Raw genomic sequence first — 17,681 nt, 5'->3', positions numbered from 1 at the left:
CGGACGCCACCTCGCGATAGGCTCGCGAGGTGGCGTCCTTCTCGTTCGGCGACGGCAATGCGAAGAAGCTCCTCGCCATTCCGTTCTATGCGGCAGGGCGGGCTCTCACCTTGCTCGTGCCGCGGGCGCGCGGAAGGTGGGTCTTCGGCTCGGCGGCGGGAATCGCCGACGGCGCCCTCGCGCTGTGGAACGAGGTGGCGGCACGCGGTCACCGTGCCGTCTGGCTGGTCCGCACCGATGCGCAGGCGCGGGCTGCGGCATCGCGCGGCATCCCGCACGTCCGCGCCGATTCGCTGCGCGGACTCTGGCTGACGGCGCGCGCCGAGGTCGTCGTCGTCACGCACGGCTTCGGCGACGTCAACCGTTACGCCGTGTCGGGGTCGTACCTCGTGCAGCTGTGGCACGGCATCCCGCTCAAGCGCATCGGCATCGACTCGCCGGAGACCCTGCGTAGTTCTCTCCTGCCGTCCTCTCGTCTCGTGCGTCGTCTGCTCGCGTTCATGTACCGCAGTGCCACACGCCGTATCCGTCTTCTGCCGGCCGCATCCCACCTCGTACGCGGTCGCCTCGAGTCGGCGTTCTCGCTCGACGACTCGCGCGTACCGGTCGTCGGGGAGCCGCGCGTGGACGTGCTGTCGAGGGGGAGTGAGACCGAACGGCGAGAGAGCGCGCGCCGTCAGCTCGAGGCGACGCTGGGTCCGCTCGGCGACGACCGGCTGGTGCTGTACGCCCCGACGTGGCGCGACGGCGACGACGACCCTGCGATCCCCACGGCCGGCGACTGGGCACGGATCACCGAGCTGCTCGACGAGCACGGTGCGCGGCTGATCGTGCGCCCGCATCCGTTGGGCGCGGGGGAGTACGCACCGCCCGGGGACTCCCGCCGTGTGCACCTGCTCGGCAGCGACCGCCTGGCCGATGTCACGCCGGTGCTGCCGGGTCTGGATCTGCTCGTCACCGATTACTCGTCGCTGGCGTACGACTCTTCGCTGGTGCCGCTGCCGGTCGTGTATTTCGCGCCGGACGTCGACGCTTACGCCCGCCGCCGCGGCTTCTACGGCACCTACGCGGACGTCGCCGGCCGGGATGTCGCCGTGGACTGGGAGGGGGCCCTGGCACAGATCGCGGCCGTGCTCTCGGACGACGAGGCGCGCGAGGTGCGACGGGAGCGTGCCAGACGTCTGGACGCGGCGGTGCACGCGCACCGCGACGGCCGCAACGCGGAACGGGTCTATCGGGCCATCATGGCTGCCACCGGCGGCGACCCTCGGGAGGAGACCGCATGACCACGGCGGAGTGGAGCACGGGAAGCGCTCCGGCGCTCGTCCTGCGGGGAGCCGGGGCGCGTCCCGAACGCGTCGAGCTGATCGGTGCCCGTGCGCGGGTGGCCGCGACGCTGACCGGCCGGGGCAAGACCTGGACCGCGACCTTGACGCTCGCGGCCTCGCGCTGGGGAGGGCCGGTTCTCCCGCTGCCGAGCGGGCGGTACCGGGTGCACGTCGACCCTGCCGCCTCCGCGGAGGCTCCTGACGCCCCCGAGCCCCTCGCGCTCGCGCAACTCGGACCGGTGCGCGCGACGCTGACGGGGTGGGAGCTCGAGATCGGACCGCCCGTCGACCCGGCGTACGACGCCGGCGAGGCGCAGGGCGCCCTCGAGCGCCGCTATGCGACCGGGCACGAGCCGCTGGAGGAGGCGGTCTTCTTCGAGAGCTTCTACGGGCGCAATGCCAGCTGCAATCCGCTCGCGATCGACCGGGTGCTCAGCGAGCGGCTGCCCGGCCTCGTGCGGTACTGGAGCGTCGTCGACCTCTCCGTCGATGTCCCCGAGGGGGCGATCCCCGTCGTCGAGGGGAGTCCGGACTGGTGGCGGGCCCGCGCCGTCTCGCGCCTGCTGGTGGTCAACGACTGGATGCGTCGGCGCTACGTCCGCCGGCCGGGACAGCACGTGGTCCAGACCTGGCACGGCACGCCCCTCAAGAGACTGGCGCTTCATCGCCCCGGCTTCGATCCTCGACGTGCGGTCGCAGTCGTGCGCGAATCGCTCCGCTGGAACGTCCTGCTGGCGCAGAGCCCGTACGCGGCATCGATCCTGCGGCGGGCCTATGCGTTCGGTCGCCGACCGATCTGGGTCGAGGGATACCCGCGCAACGACGTGCTTCGTACGGGGGATGCGGCGGCGGTGCGCGCGCGTCTCGGCATCGGCGGGGACGAACGCGTCATCCTCTACGCGCCGACCTGGCGCGATGATCGCGAGCAGATCGTGGACTTCCTGGATGCCGAGAGGCTCGCGGCCGACACCGGCGCGGTCGTGCTGGTGCGTGGTCACTCCCGCACGCTGCTGCCGGGCAGGGACGCCGAGGGTGCGCGCGTCATCGATGTGACAGGCTTTCCGGACACCGCCCAGCTGCTGCTGGCCGCCGACGCGCTCGTGACCGACTATTCGTCGGTGATGTTCGACTTCACCGTCACGGGGAAGCCGGTGTACTTCTTCGTGCCCGACCTCGAGGACTACCGCGGACGCCTGCGCGGGTTCTACTTCGATCTCACCGAACGCGCGCCCGGGCCGCTCGTGCGCACGCAGGAGGAGTTGACCCGGGCCCTGGCGCAGGACACCGCCGCCTACGCCGACCGGTACCACGCATGGCAGCGCGCCTTCAACGCGCGCGACGACGGCCACGCGGCGGAGCGTGTCGTCGCCCGCATCCTCGATCAGGGTCTGATCGGCGGCTGACTCACGGCAGCGGCGTGTTGCGGGTTCCGAGCCGCGAGGTGTCGACGGTGTCGCGCGCGCCGCGCACGAGTCCCTGGATGAACCCGGCGCCCCAGGCGAGATGCATCGAGGGGAGGACTCCCGCCGTCCAGAGCTTGTCGCGCCATCCTCTTCCGCCGCCGGACCCCAGGGCGACGCCGACGATGAGAACCGTGTAAGCGACCACGGGCAGGTAGACCGCGTTCGCGATGACAGCGGCGATGCCGGAGAGGACACCGGTGAGCTGCAGTGCACCGGTCACGGCGGCGAGGGCCACACTGGCCACGAGGAGGGGCGGGGCGAAGAAGCGCAGTGAGTTGCGACGGCCGTAGCGTCGCACCAGCTCGCCGCGCCACGCACCGGTGGCACGGAACTGCCGCACGAGTCGCTGCCAGCTCTCGCGCGGCCAGTACGTCACACGCAGTGCGGGATCGAACCAGACGCGGTAGCCCGCCCGGCGGATGCGGAGATTCAGCTCCCAGTCCTCGCCGCGGCGCAGGGACTCGTCGAATCCGCCGACCTCGTCGACGACGACGCGGCGCATGACCCCGAGGTAAGCGGACTCGGCCGCGCTCTCGCGCCGTCCGCCGTGATACGCCCCGCCGCCCAGACCGAACGGAGAGTTGTACGCGCGGGCGACGGCGCGCTGGAACGGTGTGCGGCCGTCGGCCTGCATCACCCCGCCGACGTTCGCGGCGCGGACGCGCGCCAGCGTCTCGAGTGCCCTCAGCGTGTAGCCCGGGGCGAGCTCCGAGTGGGCGTCGACGCGCACGATGGTCGCCAGCGTGCTGCGGGCGATCGCCAGGTTCAATCCCGTCGGGATGTCGGCGTCCGGATTGCGCACGAGCAGGATGCGGTCATCGCCATCGGCGAGGCGCTCGGCGATCTCGTCGGTGCTGTCCGAGGAGGGGCCCAGCGCCAGCACGAGCTCCATGGGGCCGGGGGTCTGCTGCGCGAGCACGCTCTCCACGGCGCGCTCCAGATATCGCGCCTCGTTCAGCACCGGCATGACGAAGGACACCCCTGCCGCGGCGCTGGGAACCGGGGCGTCACGATGGCCCCCCGCGTCGACGTGCATCCGACGATCATCCCATGCGTGCGCTGGTTAGGCTGGAAGGATGGGCCTGGCATCAGACATCCGCAAGGCGCGGGGACTTCTCCGGAAGGTCCTCGACAACCGCTCCGCCGTGCGCCAGGTGCGCGCGATGCGCACCCCGCTGCCGGTCGGTCGCTTCCGGGTCGGTGTCTACTTCGCCGACGGCGCCGTGAACCTCTACCAGATGCGTCAGTGGTACAAGCCGCTCCAGAAGCTCGCCGAGACCTGGCCCGTCCTGGTGCTCAGCCGGAACGCCACCTCGGCGGCGGCGATCATGACCGAGAGCGAGCTGCCCGTCGCGTTCGTACCGACCGTGCGCGACCTCGAGAGGGTCGTGGCGGCGCAGGGACTGCGCGTCGTGCTGTACGTGAATCAGAACACGCGCAACTTCCAGATGTTCCGCTACGGGCATCGCTGGCACGTGTTCATCAACCACGGCGAGTCCGACAAGATGTACATGACCACGAATCAATTCAAGGCGTATGACTACGCCCTGATCGCGGGGGATGCGGCTCGCGAGCGTCTGGGACGCGTGCTGTGGAACTACGACCTCGACGCCCGCACGATCGCGATCGGTCGACCGCAGGCGGACCACTACTCCGGGGCGCTGCCCTACACTCCGGACGATCGCACGGTCGTGCTCTACGCACCGACCTGGGAGGGCGATCGACCCTCCGCGTTCTACGGATCCATCGTCAGTCACGGAGAGGCACTGGCCTCAGCCGTCCTCGGCTCTGCACGCCACCGCCTCATCTACCGACCGCACCCCCGCAGCGGCGTGGTCGACCACGAGTACCTGGCCGCGCATCGACGCATCGTCGCCGCGATCGCCGCGGCGAACGCCGCCGACCCCGCTGCTCAGCACGTCTACGACGACGGCCCGGAACTCGGCTGGCAGCTGGCGACCTCCGACGTCGCGGTGGTCGACATCTCCGCCATGGTCTACGACCGCCTCGCCGCCGACAAGCCGTTGCTGATCACGCGGCCCGTCGATGAGCGTGCCGCGGTCGACACGAGCGGCTACCTCTCCGCGTGCGAGTGGCTGGATGCGGCCGATGCCCCCCGCATCCTGGCCGAGGTCGATCGCCTGGTCGGCGATCCGGAGGCGGTCGCTCGCCTCGCGCACTGGGTCGACCAGTACTTTGGCGACACCTCGCCGGGGGCTCCGACGGCACGCTTCCACGCGGCGATCGGCCGACTCATGGACGAATGGGACCAGTGGCACGCGCGAGCGGGCGGCGACGCGGACGACGCCGCGGCGCAGGCCGAGCTCGACTCTCACGCCGGCCGCGAAGAAGCTTCCTGAGAACGCAACGTCCGCTCAGCGACCCGGTAGGTCCTCGCTGGCCGAGGGATCGACGGGGGAGTCGGACGGCCGCTGCTTGCGGCGAACGGAGCCGAGCGCCTTCGTGGCGTCGCGCGTGCGTCGGGTCGCGGACCCCGCGGCCTGCGCGACGAGACCGCCGGCGCGCGCGAGGCCCCGCCCGGCGAGCCGTTCGATCGGTGCGGCGCCCGGGCGAGGCTCGAGCTCCGCGGGCAGATCGAGGGGCGGCATCCCGAACGCGCGTCGAGACGTGGTGATCACACGTCGCCCGAGCAGATGGTTGCCGGCGCCGCCGACCGCAGCTCCCACGCCGAAGGGCAGCGCCTTGCCGACGAACGAGGCGCCGCCGCGGGCGGCGAAACGGTGCAGGAACGAGGTCTTCAGACGGTCGACCAGCGGACCGAGCGCCGCGCGAGGCAGCGTCGTGGTGATCAACTCTCCCCAGTAGGTGCTGCGCGACGGGCCCTTGCCGCCGGCCTGCCGGGCGAGCTGGGTGACGAGGTCGATCCCCTCCTGGCCGAGCAGCAGCGTCAGAACGAGCGCGCGGGCCCGGTCGGGGTTCTCGACCGGGAGCCCGTGCACTTCGGCCACCGACTGCGCGAACAACGTCGTCGTCTCCAGGAAGCCGAGAGTCTCCACGCCGCTCAGCGCCAGCGTGACGCCGGTGCCGATGCCGGGCACGACCGCCGTCGCGCCGACGGCGGCTCCGCCGGTGGTCACCGCCGCGAGGTACCGGCGCTCCAGCATCCGCACGATCTCGAGCGTCGTGGCGCGCGGGTGGCGCACTCGGATACTGCGCAGGTGCGCGAGCACCACGGGGCGCTGGACGGCGAGCACGCGATCGAGGGCGCGCACCGTGAACGGGTGCTCGCTCGACCCGACGGGCGGGATGCCTCCCTGCCACGGCGACTCGTCCGGCAGGCTGTGGATGCGGTGGACCTTCTCCGGCATCCTGCGATGCTAGGCGGCTCGGCTGAACAGTGCCGGGGGATTGCGGATCAGACGAACTGGTTCGCGCGTTCGAGGTCTTCGGCGAAGTCGACCTCGACGGCGTACAGGTCGGAGATGTCCATCGGCTCGAGCAGGAGGCCGTCGTGCTGGATGGCGAGCTCGAGACCGCGCTCGAAGTAGTCCTGATCGTCGACGCGCGCAAGGTGGTGCATGAAGGAGCGCTTGTCGGCGCGCGAGATGTAGTTGATTCCCACGGCCTCGCCGATTCCGCCGCGGACGGTCTTGGACAGCTCCTTGATGAAGCCCTCGCTCGTGACGGTGTACTTGACCTCTTCGTCGCTCACCTTCGCGGTGTTGACGGTGACGAAAGACTGCTCGCGCTCGATGAGCGCCACGGCCCGGCCCAGCACGCGGGGGTCGAAGACGACGTCGCCGTTCATCCAGAGCACACCCGCCTTGCCGGTCGCGGACAGCGCGCGCAGCAGGCTCTTCGAGGTGTTGGTCTGGTCGTAGCGCTCGTTGTAGACGTAGTCCGCGTCCGGGAAGGCCTCCACGATGGTCTCGGCGCGGTAGCCGACGACCGTCGTGATCTTGGCGTCCGTGCCGAAGGCTGCACGGATGTTGTCGTGCTGCTGGCGCATGATGCTGCGCCCGTCGCTCAGCTGGGTCAGCGGCTTGGGGAGGCTGCGGCCGAGGCGCGAGCCCATGCCTGCGGCAAGGATCACAGTCTGAAGTCTCATAAGATTCATCGCTCCTGGAGTCGAAGTTCACGGTCGGTTCACCGACGAAACACTCCTTTGTGCCGGGCCCATGGTATCCGGGCCACCTGGAAGCCCGCAGATCTCCCCACCGCCGTTGTGGATTCGTGACAATCGATGACAGGGCCGCATCCCACCGACGGGATGGTCAGGGGCGATTGATACGTTGGGGAAGTGACCTCCACTCCTTTCGGTTCCGACGCGCCCACGCCCGACGACGGCTCGGCTGAGGAGGCCTCCGCGGCTGCGAAGAAACCGGCGTCCACGCGCCCTGCGACGCCGCGTACTCCGCGGTCCACGACCGCCCGTCCGGCAGCGGCGCGCAAGCCCGCTGCGAAGAAGCCGGCGCCCTCGGCCGCAGCAGCAGCCGCGGCCGACGAGAACGAACCCGCCGCGCCCGCAGCTCCGAAGAAGCCCGCGGCGAAGCGGCCGACGGCGGCCACGCGTCCTGCGGACTCGACCACGGAGGATGCGGCGGCGCCGGCGGCGGCGAAGAAGCCCGCCGCAGCGAAGAAGCCCGCCGCGCCGAAGAAGCCGGCGGCGCCCAGGAAGCCCGCAGCGCGGACCACGACCGCCCGCACCGGCGAGACCGCAACCAAGCCGCGCACCGCGTCGCCCCGAGCGAAGTCGGCGCCGTCGGCAGCGAAGAAGCCGCGCGCGGCCGCCGCGAAGACACCGCCCGTGGCCCCGATCGATGCGCCGGTTCCGGTGGACTTCGTCATCCCGCCCAAACCGCCCCTGCCGCCGCGTGCGACCCCGCAGGATGCGGACCGGTCCACCGCGGTCGACGAGGTGCAGGTTTCCGACGAGGTGCTCGTTTCCGACGAGGTGATCGTCCCCGATGAGGCGCCGGTCGAGGCCGCATCGCCCGAGGTGCTCGACGAGGTGCCCGTCGTCACGGCGACGGGCGCCGCGACCGAGCAGCGCGCTCCCGAGCCCGCTGACGCGGCGCCGGTGGAGATCGTCGAGGTGGAGGCAACCGTCGAGGTCGTGGAAGAGGTGCCAGAGGCGGACGACGAGACCCCCGACGACGCGGTGGCGCCGGCATCGGCGGCCGTGGTGGTCGAGACAACGGAGGATGAGGCGTCCGAACGGTTGTTCGCCGATGTCGCCGAGAGGGCGGCCTCGGCGGATGAGCCCCCGCTGGCGCTCGAGGTGAGTGGCCTCGCGAAGTCCTACGGCTCGACGGTCGCGGTCGCGGGCATCGACCTCGCCGTCCCCGCCGGTACCTTCTACGGTCTCGTCGGACCGAACGGCGCTGGCAAGACCACCACGCTCTCGATGATCGCCGGGCTCCTGAAGCCGGATGCGGGCACCATCCGTGTCGCGGGCGTCGACGCGCGCACCCGGTCGCGTGAGGCCAAGAGGCTGATCGGCGTGCTGCCGGACCGATTTCGCACCTTCGATCGCCTGACCGGTCGCCAGCTGCTGTCGTACGCGGGGCTGCTGCGCGGTCTCGATGCGAACACCGTGGAGCGCCGCGCCTCCGACCTGGGCCGTGCCTTCGACCTGACCTCGGCGCTGGGCCGGTCCGTTTCGGACTACTCCGCGGGCATGACGAAGAAGATCATGCTCGCCGCAGCCCTCATCCACTCACCCCGGCTGCTCGTGCTCGATGAGCCCTTCGAGGCCGTCGACCCCGTCTCGAGCTCGGTGATTCTCGACATCCTGGGCACATATGTGTCGCACGGCGGAACCGTTCTGCTCTCCAGCCACGGAATGGACCTGGTCGAGCGCGTGTGCGATCGTGTGGCGGTGATCGTTTCCGGTCAGGTACTGGTGGACGGCACGGTGGCCGAGGTCCGCGGCGAGCAGACGCTCGAGGCTCGTTTCCTCGAACTCGTCGGCGGCTCGAACGAGGTGGAGGGCCTCGAATGGCTGCACACGTTCTCCGACTGAGGGCCGCCCTCCTGATCGGCGCACTGCGCGGCGATGCCGCGGAGCGCTGGCGCGCGATCATCGCGAGCGTTCTCGTCGTGGGCGGCGTGGTCGCCGCCTGCATCGCCCAGATCGCACTGCAGGCGGTCACCGCGCAATCCGCCTTCGTGGTGACGGTTCTCGGAGGCAGCGCGGTCGCGGTCGGTTACGCGCTTGCGCCTCCGATCTCCGGAAGCCCGGACCAGCTCGACCCGCGCCGGTTCCAGACCTTCGGACTGGACCCAAGATCTCTCGCGGGCTCGATCCTGCTCGCGAGCGTCGTCAGCGTACCTGTCCTGGCGTTGGCGGCGGTTGCCGTGGCGACCGCCGTGATGTGGTTCTCGCAGGACGCCGGAGCGCTGGCTGCGATCGGACCTCTGCTGGGCGTGGTGACGGCGGTGCTGCTCACCCGGGTCGCTGCGGGACTCGCCTCGATGTGGACGCTTCCGCGCCGGTCGCGCGAACTCACCGGACTGTTCATCCTCGCCCTTTTGGTCGTCTTCGTGCCGGTCGGGGTGTTCTTCGCCTCGCTCGACTGGGGTGACGCCGTTCCGAGTCAGCTCGATGCGGCGGCGCACGTGCTCGCGTTCACGCCGATCGGTGCCGCCTGGGCGTTGCCGGGCCTCGCCGCGATCGGCGATGTCGGCGGGCTCTGGCTCGCCGCGATCGTCGCGATCGTCACGATCGCGCTGCTCGGATGGGCGTGGTTCGCGATCGTGCGCCGCGCGCTCACGACGATCGAGCGCCCGCTCGCTGCGCGTGAGCGCGGCGGCATGGGATGGTTCGCGGTGCTGCCCAGCACCGCCGGGGGCGCCATCGCCGCCCGCAGCCTCACTTACTGGCTGCGCGATCGTCGCTACGGCGTGAACGTGCTCGTCGTTCCGGTCGCGGCGCTGCTGACCACCATCCCGCTGCTGGTCGCGGGCGTGCCTGCCGAGTATGTGGCGCTGGTGCCGGTGCCCATCATCGCGCTCTTCTTCGGCTGGTTGCCCCACAACGACGTCGCCTACGACTCCACTGCGGTGTGGATGCACGTCGCCTCCGGCGTGCGCGGCATCTCCGACCGCGTCGGTCGCCTCGTGCCCATCCTGCTCATCGCGGTGCCGACGTTCGCCGTCGCCGTGCCTGTCGCGGTCGCCATTCATGGACGGTGGGCGCACCTGCCGGCACTCGCGGGCGTGACGATCAGTCTCTTCCTGTCCGGCCTGGGACTCTCCTCCATCGCCTCGGCGGCGGCGCCGTATGCGGTATCGCGTCCGGGCGACAGCCCCTTCCAGCAGCCGCAGCGCACGGGATCCGCCGGCATTCTCTCGCAGGCGCTCGTGATGCTGGGGGCGCTGGCTGTGAGCGTGCCGACGCTCTGGTGGGCGTGGCAGGCGCTCTCGGACGATCAGTCCTTCGGCCTCGCGGCCCTCGTGGGCGGGGCGACGACGGGGGTCGTCGTGCTCGGAGTGGGACTCGCCATCGGCGCACAGGTGTTCGAGCGGCGTGAGAGCGAGCTCATGGAGTTCGCTGCCACGAGTTCGTGACCCGAGCCGCGCGCACCCCTCGCGGCTACACTTGCTGACCATGAGCACCCCTGCCGACAGCCCCGACCAGGGCGGCCTCGCCACCCTCGACCGCGAGCTCGAAGAGCTCATCCGCGAAGAGACCATCGAGCCCGGCGATCACGAGCGCTTCTCGCACTACGTGAAGAAGGAGAAGATCCTCGAATCGGCCATCACGGGCAAGCCCGTGCGCGCGCTGTGCGGCAAGAAGTGGACGCCCGGTCGCGATCCGGAGAAGTTCCCGGTCTGCCCGTCGTGCAAGGAGATCTACGAGTCGCTGCAGCAGTGATGCGCGCCGCTCACAGGTAGCGGGTGGGAATCGCCGGATCCGACCGGCTCAGACCGTGCGCCGCGAGGGGGAGTTCGCGGCGCACCATCAGATGGTGCGCCCGTGCGCCCTGCACACCCTCAGGGCCTTCGTGAGAGGCGTCGATCTCGCCGTGCTCGACGAGCGGTACCTGCAACGGCCGGGCCTCTGCGAGGTCGGCGGATGAGTCGGCCGCGTCGATGCGGATGAGCTCCGCCTCGGCGACTCCGCCGCGCAGCCCCCGGAAGGCCGTCTTCCGGCCGCCCGTCGAGGTCTTCTCGGCGGACGCCTTCGCGACACTCACCCATGTTCCGTCGGGATCCTGACGCGCGACCAGCTTGTAGACCATCCCCGCGGTCGGCGTACCCGAACCCGTCACGACGGACGTGCCGACGCCGTAGGCGTCGACGGGGGATGCGGCCAGCGCCGCCAGCGCGTACTCATCCAGGTCGCTCGTGACGGTGATGCGCGTGTCCGTGGCGCCGAGCGCGTCGAGCTGCGCCCGCACGCGCGCCGCGACCACGGGCAGGTCGCCCGAGTCGATGCGCACGCCGCCGAGCCCGGTTCCCGCCACGCGTATCGCGGTCTCGACGCCCCGCTCGATGTCGTAGGTGTCGACCAGCAGCGTCGTGCCGAGTCCCTGGGCGGCGATCTGTGCGCGGAAGGCATCCTCCTCGCGGTCGTGGAGCAGTGTCCAGGCGTGGGCGGCGGTGCCCATCGTGGGGATGCCCCAGGTGCGGCCCGCCTCCAGGTTGCTCGTGGCGCCGAAGCCCGCGACGTAGGCGGCTCGCGCGGCGGCGACGGCCGAGCGCTCTCCGGCTCGCCGCGAGCCCATCTCGGCGAGAGGCCGGTCGCCGGCGGCCAGCGACATCCGCGCGGCCGCCGTGGCGACGGCGGAGTCGTGGTTGAGCACACTCAGGGCCAGGGTCTCGAGGATCACCGCCTCGAGGAAGCTGCCCTCGACGGTCAGCACCGGGGAGCCGGGGAAGTACAGCTCGCCCTCGCGGTAGCCGGTGATCGACCCCGTGAAGCGGAAATCCGCGAGGGTCGCGATCGTGTCCGCATCCACCACGCCGTGGTCGCGGAGATAGCGCAGCTCGTCGTCGCCGAACCGGAAATCGCGCAGCAGGGACAGCAGGCGACCGGTTCCTGCGACCACGCCGAAGCGGCGCCCTCCCGCAAGGCGCCGGGCGAACAGCTCGAAGACCGTGCGCCTGGCGGCGGTGCCGTCGCGCAGCGCCGCCTCGATCATGGTCAGCTCGTAGCGGTCGGTGAGCAGCGAGGTCGTCTCGGGCATGGCGGTCACTCTATCGAGCGCGGGTAGGCTGGGTGATCGTGGTGGACGACGCGCCGATCGGGATCTTCGACTCCGGAGTGGGTGGTCTGACCGTCGCTCGCGCGATCTCGCAGCTGCTGCCGCGTGAATCATTGCTCTACATCGGAGACACGGCGCGCTCGCCCTACGGTCCGAAGCCCATCGCGGATGTGCGGCGGTACTCGCTCGAGATCCTCGACACGCTGGTCGAGCAGGGTGTGAAGATGCTCGTCATCGCCTGCAACACGGCGTCGGCCGCGGTGCTCCGGGATGCGCGCGAGCGCTACGACGTGCCCGTGGTCGAGGTCATCGGGCCCGCCGTGCGCACAGCGCTCGCGACGACCCGCAACAGCCGCATCGGCGTCATCGGCACGACCGGCACGATCGGTTCCGGCGCGTACCAGGACATGCTCGAGGTGAACCCGAACGTCACCGTGTTCGCGCAAGCCTGCCCGCGGTTCGTCGACTTCGTCGAGGCGGGCGTCACCGGCTCGGCCGAGGTGCTCCGGGTGGCCGAGGACTACCTTGCGCCCCTGCGCCACGCGGGCGTCGACACGCTCGTGCTCGGCTGCACGCACTATCCGTTCCTCGAGGGCGCTATCAGCTACGTCATGGGTGAGGGCACCAGTCTCGTCTCGAGCGACACCGAGACGGCGAAGGACGTCTACCGTCAGCTCGTCTCCCGTGATCTGCTGGCAGGCACCGACGCCGTGGCGCAGCACGTGTACGAGGCGACGGGCTCGTCGGCCGACGACTTCATCCAGCTCGCCCACCGCCTCATGGGACGCGAGGTGCGCCAGGTGCAGCTCGTGCAGACCGGCACGATCGATCTGCCCCGCACCACGGCGTCCTGACGCCTCACCCCGATTTCCCGCATCCGCCCTACCCGAGGAGAACGATGACCGACATCACCCGCGCCGATGGGCGCACCGTCTCGCAGCTGCGTCCCGTGACGATCGAGCGGGGCTGGTCGAGCCAGGCCGAAGGGTCCGCGCTCATCTCGTTCGGCAACACCAAGGTGCTGTGCACGGCGTCGTTCACGAACGGCGTGCCGCGCTGGCTCACCGGCAAGGGCAAGGGCTGGATCACCGCTGAGTACGCGATGCTGCCGCGCGCCACGAACGATCGCAACGACCGCGAGAGCGTCAAGGGCAAGATCGGCGGGCGCACGCACGAGATCTCGCGCCTGATCGGCCGGGCGCTTCGCGCGGTCGTCGACACGAAGGCGCTGGGCGAGAACACGATCGTCATCGACTGCGACGTGCTGCAGGCCGACGGCGGCACGCGCACCGCGGCGATCACCGGCGCCTACGTCGCCCTCGCCGACGCGATCGAGTGGGGACGCCGCAAGAAGTTCATCGGGCAGAAGGCGCAGGTGCTCTTCGACTCCGTCTCCGCCGTCTCCGTCGGCATCATCGACGGTGAGCCGATGCTCGACCTCGCGTACGTCGAGGACGTGCGCGCCGAGACCGACATGAACGTCGTCGTGACCGGTCGTGGGCTCTTCGTCGAGGTGCAGGGAACCGCCGAGGGGGCGCCGTTCGACAAGCGGGAGCTCGACGCTCTGCTGGAGCTGGCGGTCGCCGGATGCGGCGAGCTCGCTCAGGCGCAGACCGCGGCGCTCTCAGCGGGAGACGAGGCGTGACCGACCGCGTGGTGCTCGCCACGCACAACCCGCACAAGGTCGAGGAGTTCCGCGCCATCGTGCAGGCGACCCGCCCCGACCTCACCGTCATCGGCTACGACGGGCCGGAACCCGTCGAGGACGGCGTGACCTTCGCGGCCAACGCGCTGATCAAGGCCCGCGCGGCAGCCGCCTACACCGGGCTTCCCGCGCTGGCCGACGACTCGGGTATCTGCGCCGACGTGCTCGGGGGAGCGCCGGGCGTGTTCTCGGCCTACTGGGCCGGGCACCGCAAGGATGCCGCAGCCAACCTCGAGCTGCTGCTCGATCAGCTCTCTGACATCGCCGACCCCCACCGCACCGCGCAGTTCGTCTCCACGATCGCCCTCGTCATGCCCGGCGGTGCCGAGCACGTCGTCGAGGGCGTCTGGCCGGGCCGGCTCGCGCTCGCCGCGGACGGCTCCGGCGGATTCGGCTACGACCCGATCTTCATCCCCGACGGCCAGTCCGGCACGGAGCGCACGGTCGGTCAGTTCTCGGCCGCCGAGAAGAACGCCGCGTCGCACCGCGCACGCGCCTTCGCCGAGCTCGGACCGCTGCTGAGCGAGCTCTGACCGCGGGAGCGAGAATCACTCTCGTTCCCGATTGCGCGCAAACCGGCTGAGGGCGTGACGCGGCGCCTAGCCTGGTGCCATGCACGATCACGCGCCCGCATCCGGAGTCCGCGGCGGCAGCAACCGCCGCCTGCTCGCGATCTCGCTCGGGATCACCTCGACGGTGTTCGTCGTGCAGGTCGTCGGCGCGATCCTGTCCGGGTCGCTGGCGCTGCTCGCGGACGCCGCACACATGCTGACGGATGCGGCAGCCCTGGTCATCGCGCTGATCGCCAGCGCCGTGGCGGCGCGCCCTGCCAACGACCGCCGCACGTTCGGCTATCAGCGCGCCGAGGTGTTCGGTGCTCTCGCCAACGGCGTGATCCTGCTCGGGCTCTCGCTGTGGGTCGGCGTCGAAGCCATCACGCGGCTCATCAACCCGGCCGAGGCGGAGGTCGCCGGCGGACTCATGCTCGGCGTCGCCGCCGTCGGCCTGATCGCGAATGCCGTCGCGATGTGGCTGCTGGGCGCAGCGCAGCGCACGAGCATCAACGTGCGCGGTGCGTATCTCGAAGTGCTCGGCGACCTGCTCGGCTCGGTCGCGGTGATCGTCGCCGCCGTCGTCATCCTGCTGACCGGCTGGCTGCCGGCCGACGCGATCGCGTCGCTGCTCATCGCGGCGATGATCGTGCCGCGCGCCATCGGACTGCTGCGCGAGGTCGTCTCGGTGCTGAGCGAGGCGACGCCGAAGGGGGTCGAGGTCGACACGATCCGCGCCCACATCCTCGGCACGCCGGGTGTCGTCGCCGTCCACGACCTGCACGTGTGGCAGCTCACCCGCGGTGCGCCCGTGTTCACGGCGCACGTCGTGGTGGACGAAGAGGCGTACGCCACGGGCGGCGCCGCCCGCATCCTCAGCGATCTGCAGGGCTGCCTCGCGAAGCACTTCGACGTCGAGCACTCGACCTTCCAGCTCGAGCCCGCCGATCACGTCGAGCACGAGGCGCACGCCTGATCACGCCTCGTCGCGCACCTCGTCGGGGCCCTTGTCGGGACGGAGACCACGCCAGCGCGCCTGGCGCAGCCTGCCGTCGGGCGTGACCTCGGCGTAGCCGACCTCGGCGACGACCTCCGGGCGCACCCACAGGGCGTCCGAGGCGTCGGCACGCGGCACGTCGAGGAACGGGGAAGCGTCGGTCCGCAACGGCTGCAGCACCTCGTCGAGTCGGCGCAGCTCCCGCTCGCTGAAGCCCGTTCCCACTCGGCCCACATAGCGCAGCCCCTCGGGCGAAGGCACGCCCATCAGCAGCGACCCGATGCCGCCGCGGCCGTGGCGACCGGGCCGGATCGCGCCGATCACCACCTCCTGCGCGGCGACGTGCTTGATCTTCAGCCACTGGTCGCTGCGCCGCCCCGGCCGGTACACGGACGCCGGGTTCTTCACCATGACGCCCTCGAGGGAGAACGCGGTGCTGGCCTCCAGCGCCGCATCCAGGTCGTCGAACACCGGTGGCACGATCCACGGGGGATTCAGATCACGGGCCAGGCCATCGAGGTGCGTGCGGCGCTCGCGCAGCGGGAGGGCGGTGAGGTCCTCTCCGTCGAGCGCGAGCACGTCGAACACGTGCAGGTGCACGGGGACGCGTTCCGCCTCGCGCCGGATCTCCCCCGCCTTCGTGAGGTGCATGCGGGACTGCAGCACCGGGAAGCTGGGCCGTCCGCGCTCATCCAGGGCGACGATCTCCCCGTCGAGGATGCAGGCGGCGCGCCCGAGGCCGGGGTCCGCGGTGAGTTCGGGGTATCGGTCGGTGATGTCGGTTCCGCTGCGGGCGCGCAGCAGCATCCGCTCGCCGTCCCAGAACGCGAGGGCGCGCACGCCGTCCCACTTCATCTCCGCCCACGGCTCGCCCCATCGTCGGGTAGCGGCTGCCGCCAGGCCGGATGTGGAGTTCTCGGCGAGCATCGGGCGCAGGCGAGACGGCGAGAGCTCGTCCGGCCATGGCGCAGCGGATGCGGCCGCCACCGCCTCGTCCTTCATCCGGTGCAGGAGCCAGGTCGATCTCTCACCCTCGCCGTCGGTGCGGATGAGAGCGAGCCGGACGGTACCCAGGGGGCCGCCCTCCCGCCCCGTGACGGTGAAGATGACCTCGTCCGGTCGCCACTTCTCCGCCTCGTAGGTGCCGGTGTCCCAGATCGTCACCTCGCCCGCGCCGTATTCCCCTGCGGGGATCTTGCCCTCGAAGGTGCCGTACGAGAGCGGGTGGTCTTCGGTCATGACCGCGAGGTGATTGCGCTTCGTCGTCTCCGGCACACCCTTGGGCACGGCCCAGCTCACGTAGACGCCGTCGTGCTCGAGCCGGAGGTCGTAGTGCAGGCGCCGGGCGTGGTGCTCCTGGATGACGAAGCGGAGCGCGCCCCCGGATGCCGCGTCGGCGGCGGGGTCTGAGGGAACCGGCTCGGGCGTGCGGTCTGCGGATCGCTTGGAGATGTAGGTGCGCAGCGGGTCGGCGGCACCGCGTCGGGGGCGCAGCGGCGCGAGGAGATCGCCGTCCGTCTCGGCGCGTGTGAGCACCTGTGTCAGATCGAGCTGCGCGAGGCCGGGGTCGTCCAGCTCCTCCCAGGTGCGCGGCGCCGCCACCGTCGGCCGCGCCCGCCCGCGCAGGGAGTACGGCGCGATGGTCGTCTTCTTGCCGTTGTTCTGCGACCAGTCGACGAAGACCTTCCCTGGACGCAGGGCCCTCGACATGCTGCTGACGACGAGGTCGGGGTGATCCGCTTCGAGCGACCGCGCGAGCTCCTTCGCCAGCGCGGACGCCGCCTCGCTCGTCTGGCCGGCCGGGAGCGCACAGTACAGGTGGATGCCCTTGCTGCCGCTCGTGACCGGGAAGGGCGTGAGGCCCGCATCCGTGAGGATCTCGCGCGCCCATCGCGCGACCTCGGCCACCGTGGGCAGGTCGATGTCGTCGCCGGGGTCCAGGTCGAGGACGAGCCGGTCGGGGTGCGAGGGGAGTCCGTCCGCGTCGAAGCGCCACTGCGGGGTGTGCAACTCGAGGCTCGCTGTCTGCGCGAGCCACACCAGGGTCGCAACGTCGTCGACGAGCACGTACTCCTTCGTGCCGGTGGAGTGTTCGATGCTCTGACGGCGTAGCCATTCGGGCGCGCCGCGCTCGAGGTTCTTCGCGAAGAAGGACTCGGCGTCCACGCCGTCCGGCCAGCGTTTGCGGGTCACGGGGCGGCCATCGAGGTGGGGGAGCAGCGCCGGGGCGATGCGCGCGTAGTAGTCGATGACCTCGGCCTTGGTGGTGCCGGTGGCGGGATAGAGCACCTTGTCGAGATGGCTGACGCGGATGCGGCGACCCTCCACGTCGACGGTCTGCTCACGTGCGGACATGCGCCCATCCTGCCGTCCGGTGCGTCCGGCGCGCACCCGTTGCGCCCTCGCACATCGGATGCAACAGGCCCGCAACCCCTAGCCGCGGTGCGCTGCGCGGATGTCTACT

The 17,681-nt window shown here is 70.9% G+C and carries 16 protein-coding genes; 10 read left to right on the top strand and 6 right to left on the bottom strand.

The features are described 5' to 3' along the window. Positions 1 to 29: 29 nt before the first annotated feature. A complete protein-coding gene (locus EHF32_RS06190; RefSeq protein ID WP_137417368.1) occupies positions 30 to 1,286 on the top strand; it encodes a CDP-glycerol glycerophosphotransferase family protein in 1,257 nt (418 codons plus the stop codon). Continuing rightward, positions 1,283 to 2,731, top strand: a complete 1,449-nt coding sequence (locus tag EHF32_RS06185; RefSeq protein ID WP_137417367.1) for a CDP-glycerol glycerophosphotransferase family protein — start codon at positions 1,283 to 1,285, stop codon at positions 2,729 to 2,731. Before EHF32_RS06190 ends, EHF32_RS06185 begins: the two co-directional genes overlap by 4 nt. Position 2,732: 1 nt before the next feature. Here the strand turns inward: EHF32_RS06185 and EHF32_RS06180 are convergent, their stop codons facing one another. Further along, positions 2,733 to 3,827 carry a glycosyltransferase family 2 protein gene (locus EHF32_RS06180; RefSeq protein WP_137417366.1) on the bottom strand — a complete coding sequence of 365 codons (1,095 nt, stop codon included), beginning with the start codon at positions 3,825 to 3,827 and terminating at the stop codon, positions 2,733 to 2,735. Between the two features lie 40 nt (positions 3,828 to 3,867). Here EHF32_RS06180 and EHF32_RS06175 point away from each other — a divergent pair, with 40 nt between their 5' ends. Next, positions 3,868 to 5,151, top strand: coding sequence for a CDP-glycerol glycerophosphotransferase family protein (locus EHF32_RS06175; RefSeq protein WP_137417365.1), 1,284 nt, complete (start codon positions 3,868 to 3,870; stop codon positions 5,149 to 5,151). A 15-nt stretch (positions 5,152 to 5,166) separates the two neighbouring features. Here EHF32_RS06175 and EHF32_RS06170 read toward each other — a convergent pair whose 3' ends face one another. The 3 genes from EHF32_RS06170 to EHF32_RS06160 are packed head-to-tail and all read right to left on the bottom strand — an operon-like array spanning position 5,167 to position 7,600. Then, positions 5,167 to 6,120 carry a hypothetical protein gene (locus EHF32_RS06170; protein WP_137417364.1) on the bottom strand — a complete coding sequence of 318 codons (954 nt, stop codon included), beginning with the start codon at positions 6,118 to 6,120 and terminating at the stop codon, positions 5,167 to 5,169. Positions 6,121 to 6,167: 47 nt separating this feature from the next. Next, a complete protein-coding gene (locus EHF32_RS06165) occupies positions 6,168 to 6,860 on the bottom strand; it encodes a phosphocholine cytidylyltransferase family protein (RefSeq protein ID WP_137417363.1) in 693 nt (230 codons plus the stop codon). A gap of 38 nt (positions 6,861 to 6,898) precedes the next feature. Then, positions 6,899 to 7,600, bottom strand: coding sequence for a hypothetical protein (locus EHF32_RS06160; RefSeq protein ID WP_137417362.1), 702 nt, complete (start codon positions 7,598 to 7,600; stop codon positions 6,899 to 6,901). Between EHF32_RS06160 and EHF32_RS06155 the strand changes: the two genes are divergently transcribed. Genes EHF32_RS06155 through EHF32_RS06145 form a run of 3 tightly spaced genes read left to right on the top strand, consistent with a single transcriptional unit; the run spans position 7,560 to position 10,631 of the window. Then, the gene (locus EHF32_RS06155) at positions 7,560 to 8,777 is read left to right on the top strand and encodes an ABC transporter ATP-binding protein (protein WP_137417361.1); all 1,218 of its coding nucleotides are present in this window, start codon (positions 7,560 to 7,562) and stop codon (positions 8,775 to 8,777) included. The two genes, EHF32_RS06160 and EHF32_RS06155, sit on opposite strands and share 41 nt — an antisense overlap. Then, complete coding sequence (locus tag EHF32_RS06150) at positions 8,753 to 10,324, top strand: hypothetical protein (protein ID WP_137417360.1); 1,572 nt, start codon at positions 8,753 to 8,755, stop codon at positions 10,322 to 10,324. Before EHF32_RS06155 ends, EHF32_RS06150 begins: the two co-directional genes overlap by 25 nt. Positions 10,325 to 10,364: 40 nt before the next feature. Then, positions 10,365 to 10,631 carry a DUF3039 domain-containing protein gene (locus EHF32_RS06145; protein ID WP_137417359.1) on the top strand — a complete coding sequence of 89 codons (267 nt, stop codon included), beginning with the start codon at positions 10,365 to 10,367 and terminating at the stop codon, positions 10,629 to 10,631. A gap of 10 nt (positions 10,632 to 10,641) precedes the next feature. On the opposite strand, the gene EHF32_RS06140 is transcribed toward EHF32_RS06145, so the two are convergent. Continuing rightward, a complete protein-coding gene (locus tag EHF32_RS06140; protein WP_137417358.1) occupies positions 10,642 to 11,946 on the bottom strand; it encodes a nicotinate phosphoribosyltransferase in 1,305 nt (434 codons plus the stop codon). Between the two features lie 41 nt (positions 11,947 to 11,987). Between EHF32_RS06140 and murI the strand changes: the two genes are divergently transcribed. From murI to EHF32_RS06120, 4 genes are all read left to right on the top strand, one after another. Continuing rightward, positions 11,988 to 12,818 carry a glutamate racemase gene (murI, locus tag EHF32_RS06135; RefSeq protein ID WP_137419143.1) on the top strand — a complete coding sequence of 277 codons (831 nt, stop codon included), beginning with the start codon at positions 11,988 to 11,990 and terminating at the stop codon, positions 12,816 to 12,818. Positions 12,819 to 12,862: 44 nt separating this feature from the next. Further along, positions 12,863 to 13,609 (top strand): ribonuclease PH, encoded by a 747-nt coding sequence (rph, locus tag EHF32_RS06130; protein ID WP_137417357.1) that lies wholly within the window; start codon positions 12,863 to 12,865, stop codon positions 13,607 to 13,609. Beyond that, positions 13,606 to 14,202 (top strand): RdgB/HAM1 family non-canonical purine NTP pyrophosphatase, encoded by a 597-nt coding sequence (rdgB, locus tag EHF32_RS06125; RefSeq protein WP_238343808.1) that lies wholly within the window; start codon positions 13,606 to 13,608, stop codon positions 14,200 to 14,202. The genes rph and rdgB overlap by 4 nt, the downstream gene beginning before the upstream one ends. Positions 14,203 to 14,281: 79 nt before the next feature. After that, positions 14,282 to 15,196 carry a cation diffusion facilitator family transporter gene (locus EHF32_RS06120; protein ID WP_137417355.1) on the top strand — a complete coding sequence of 305 codons (915 nt, stop codon included), beginning with the start codon at positions 14,282 to 14,284 and terminating at the stop codon, positions 15,194 to 15,196. Here EHF32_RS06120 and EHF32_RS06115 read toward each other — a convergent pair whose 3' ends face one another. Further along, positions 15,197 to 17,572: an ATP-dependent DNA ligase gene (locus tag EHF32_RS06115; protein ID WP_137417354.1), complete on the bottom strand. Its 2,376-nt coding sequence runs from the start codon at positions 17,570 to 17,572 to the stop codon at positions 15,197 to 15,199. Positions 17,573 to 17,681: the final 109 nt, after the last annotated feature.

Source organism: Microbacterium sp. RG1, assembly GCF_005347485.1.
Lineage (GTDB): Bacteria > Actinomycetota > Actinomycetes > Actinomycetales > Microbacteriaceae > Microbacterium > Microbacterium binotii_A.
The sequence above is the reverse complement of the archived record's forward strand: the minus strand, read 5'-3'. Positions and strand labels throughout refer to the sequence as shown.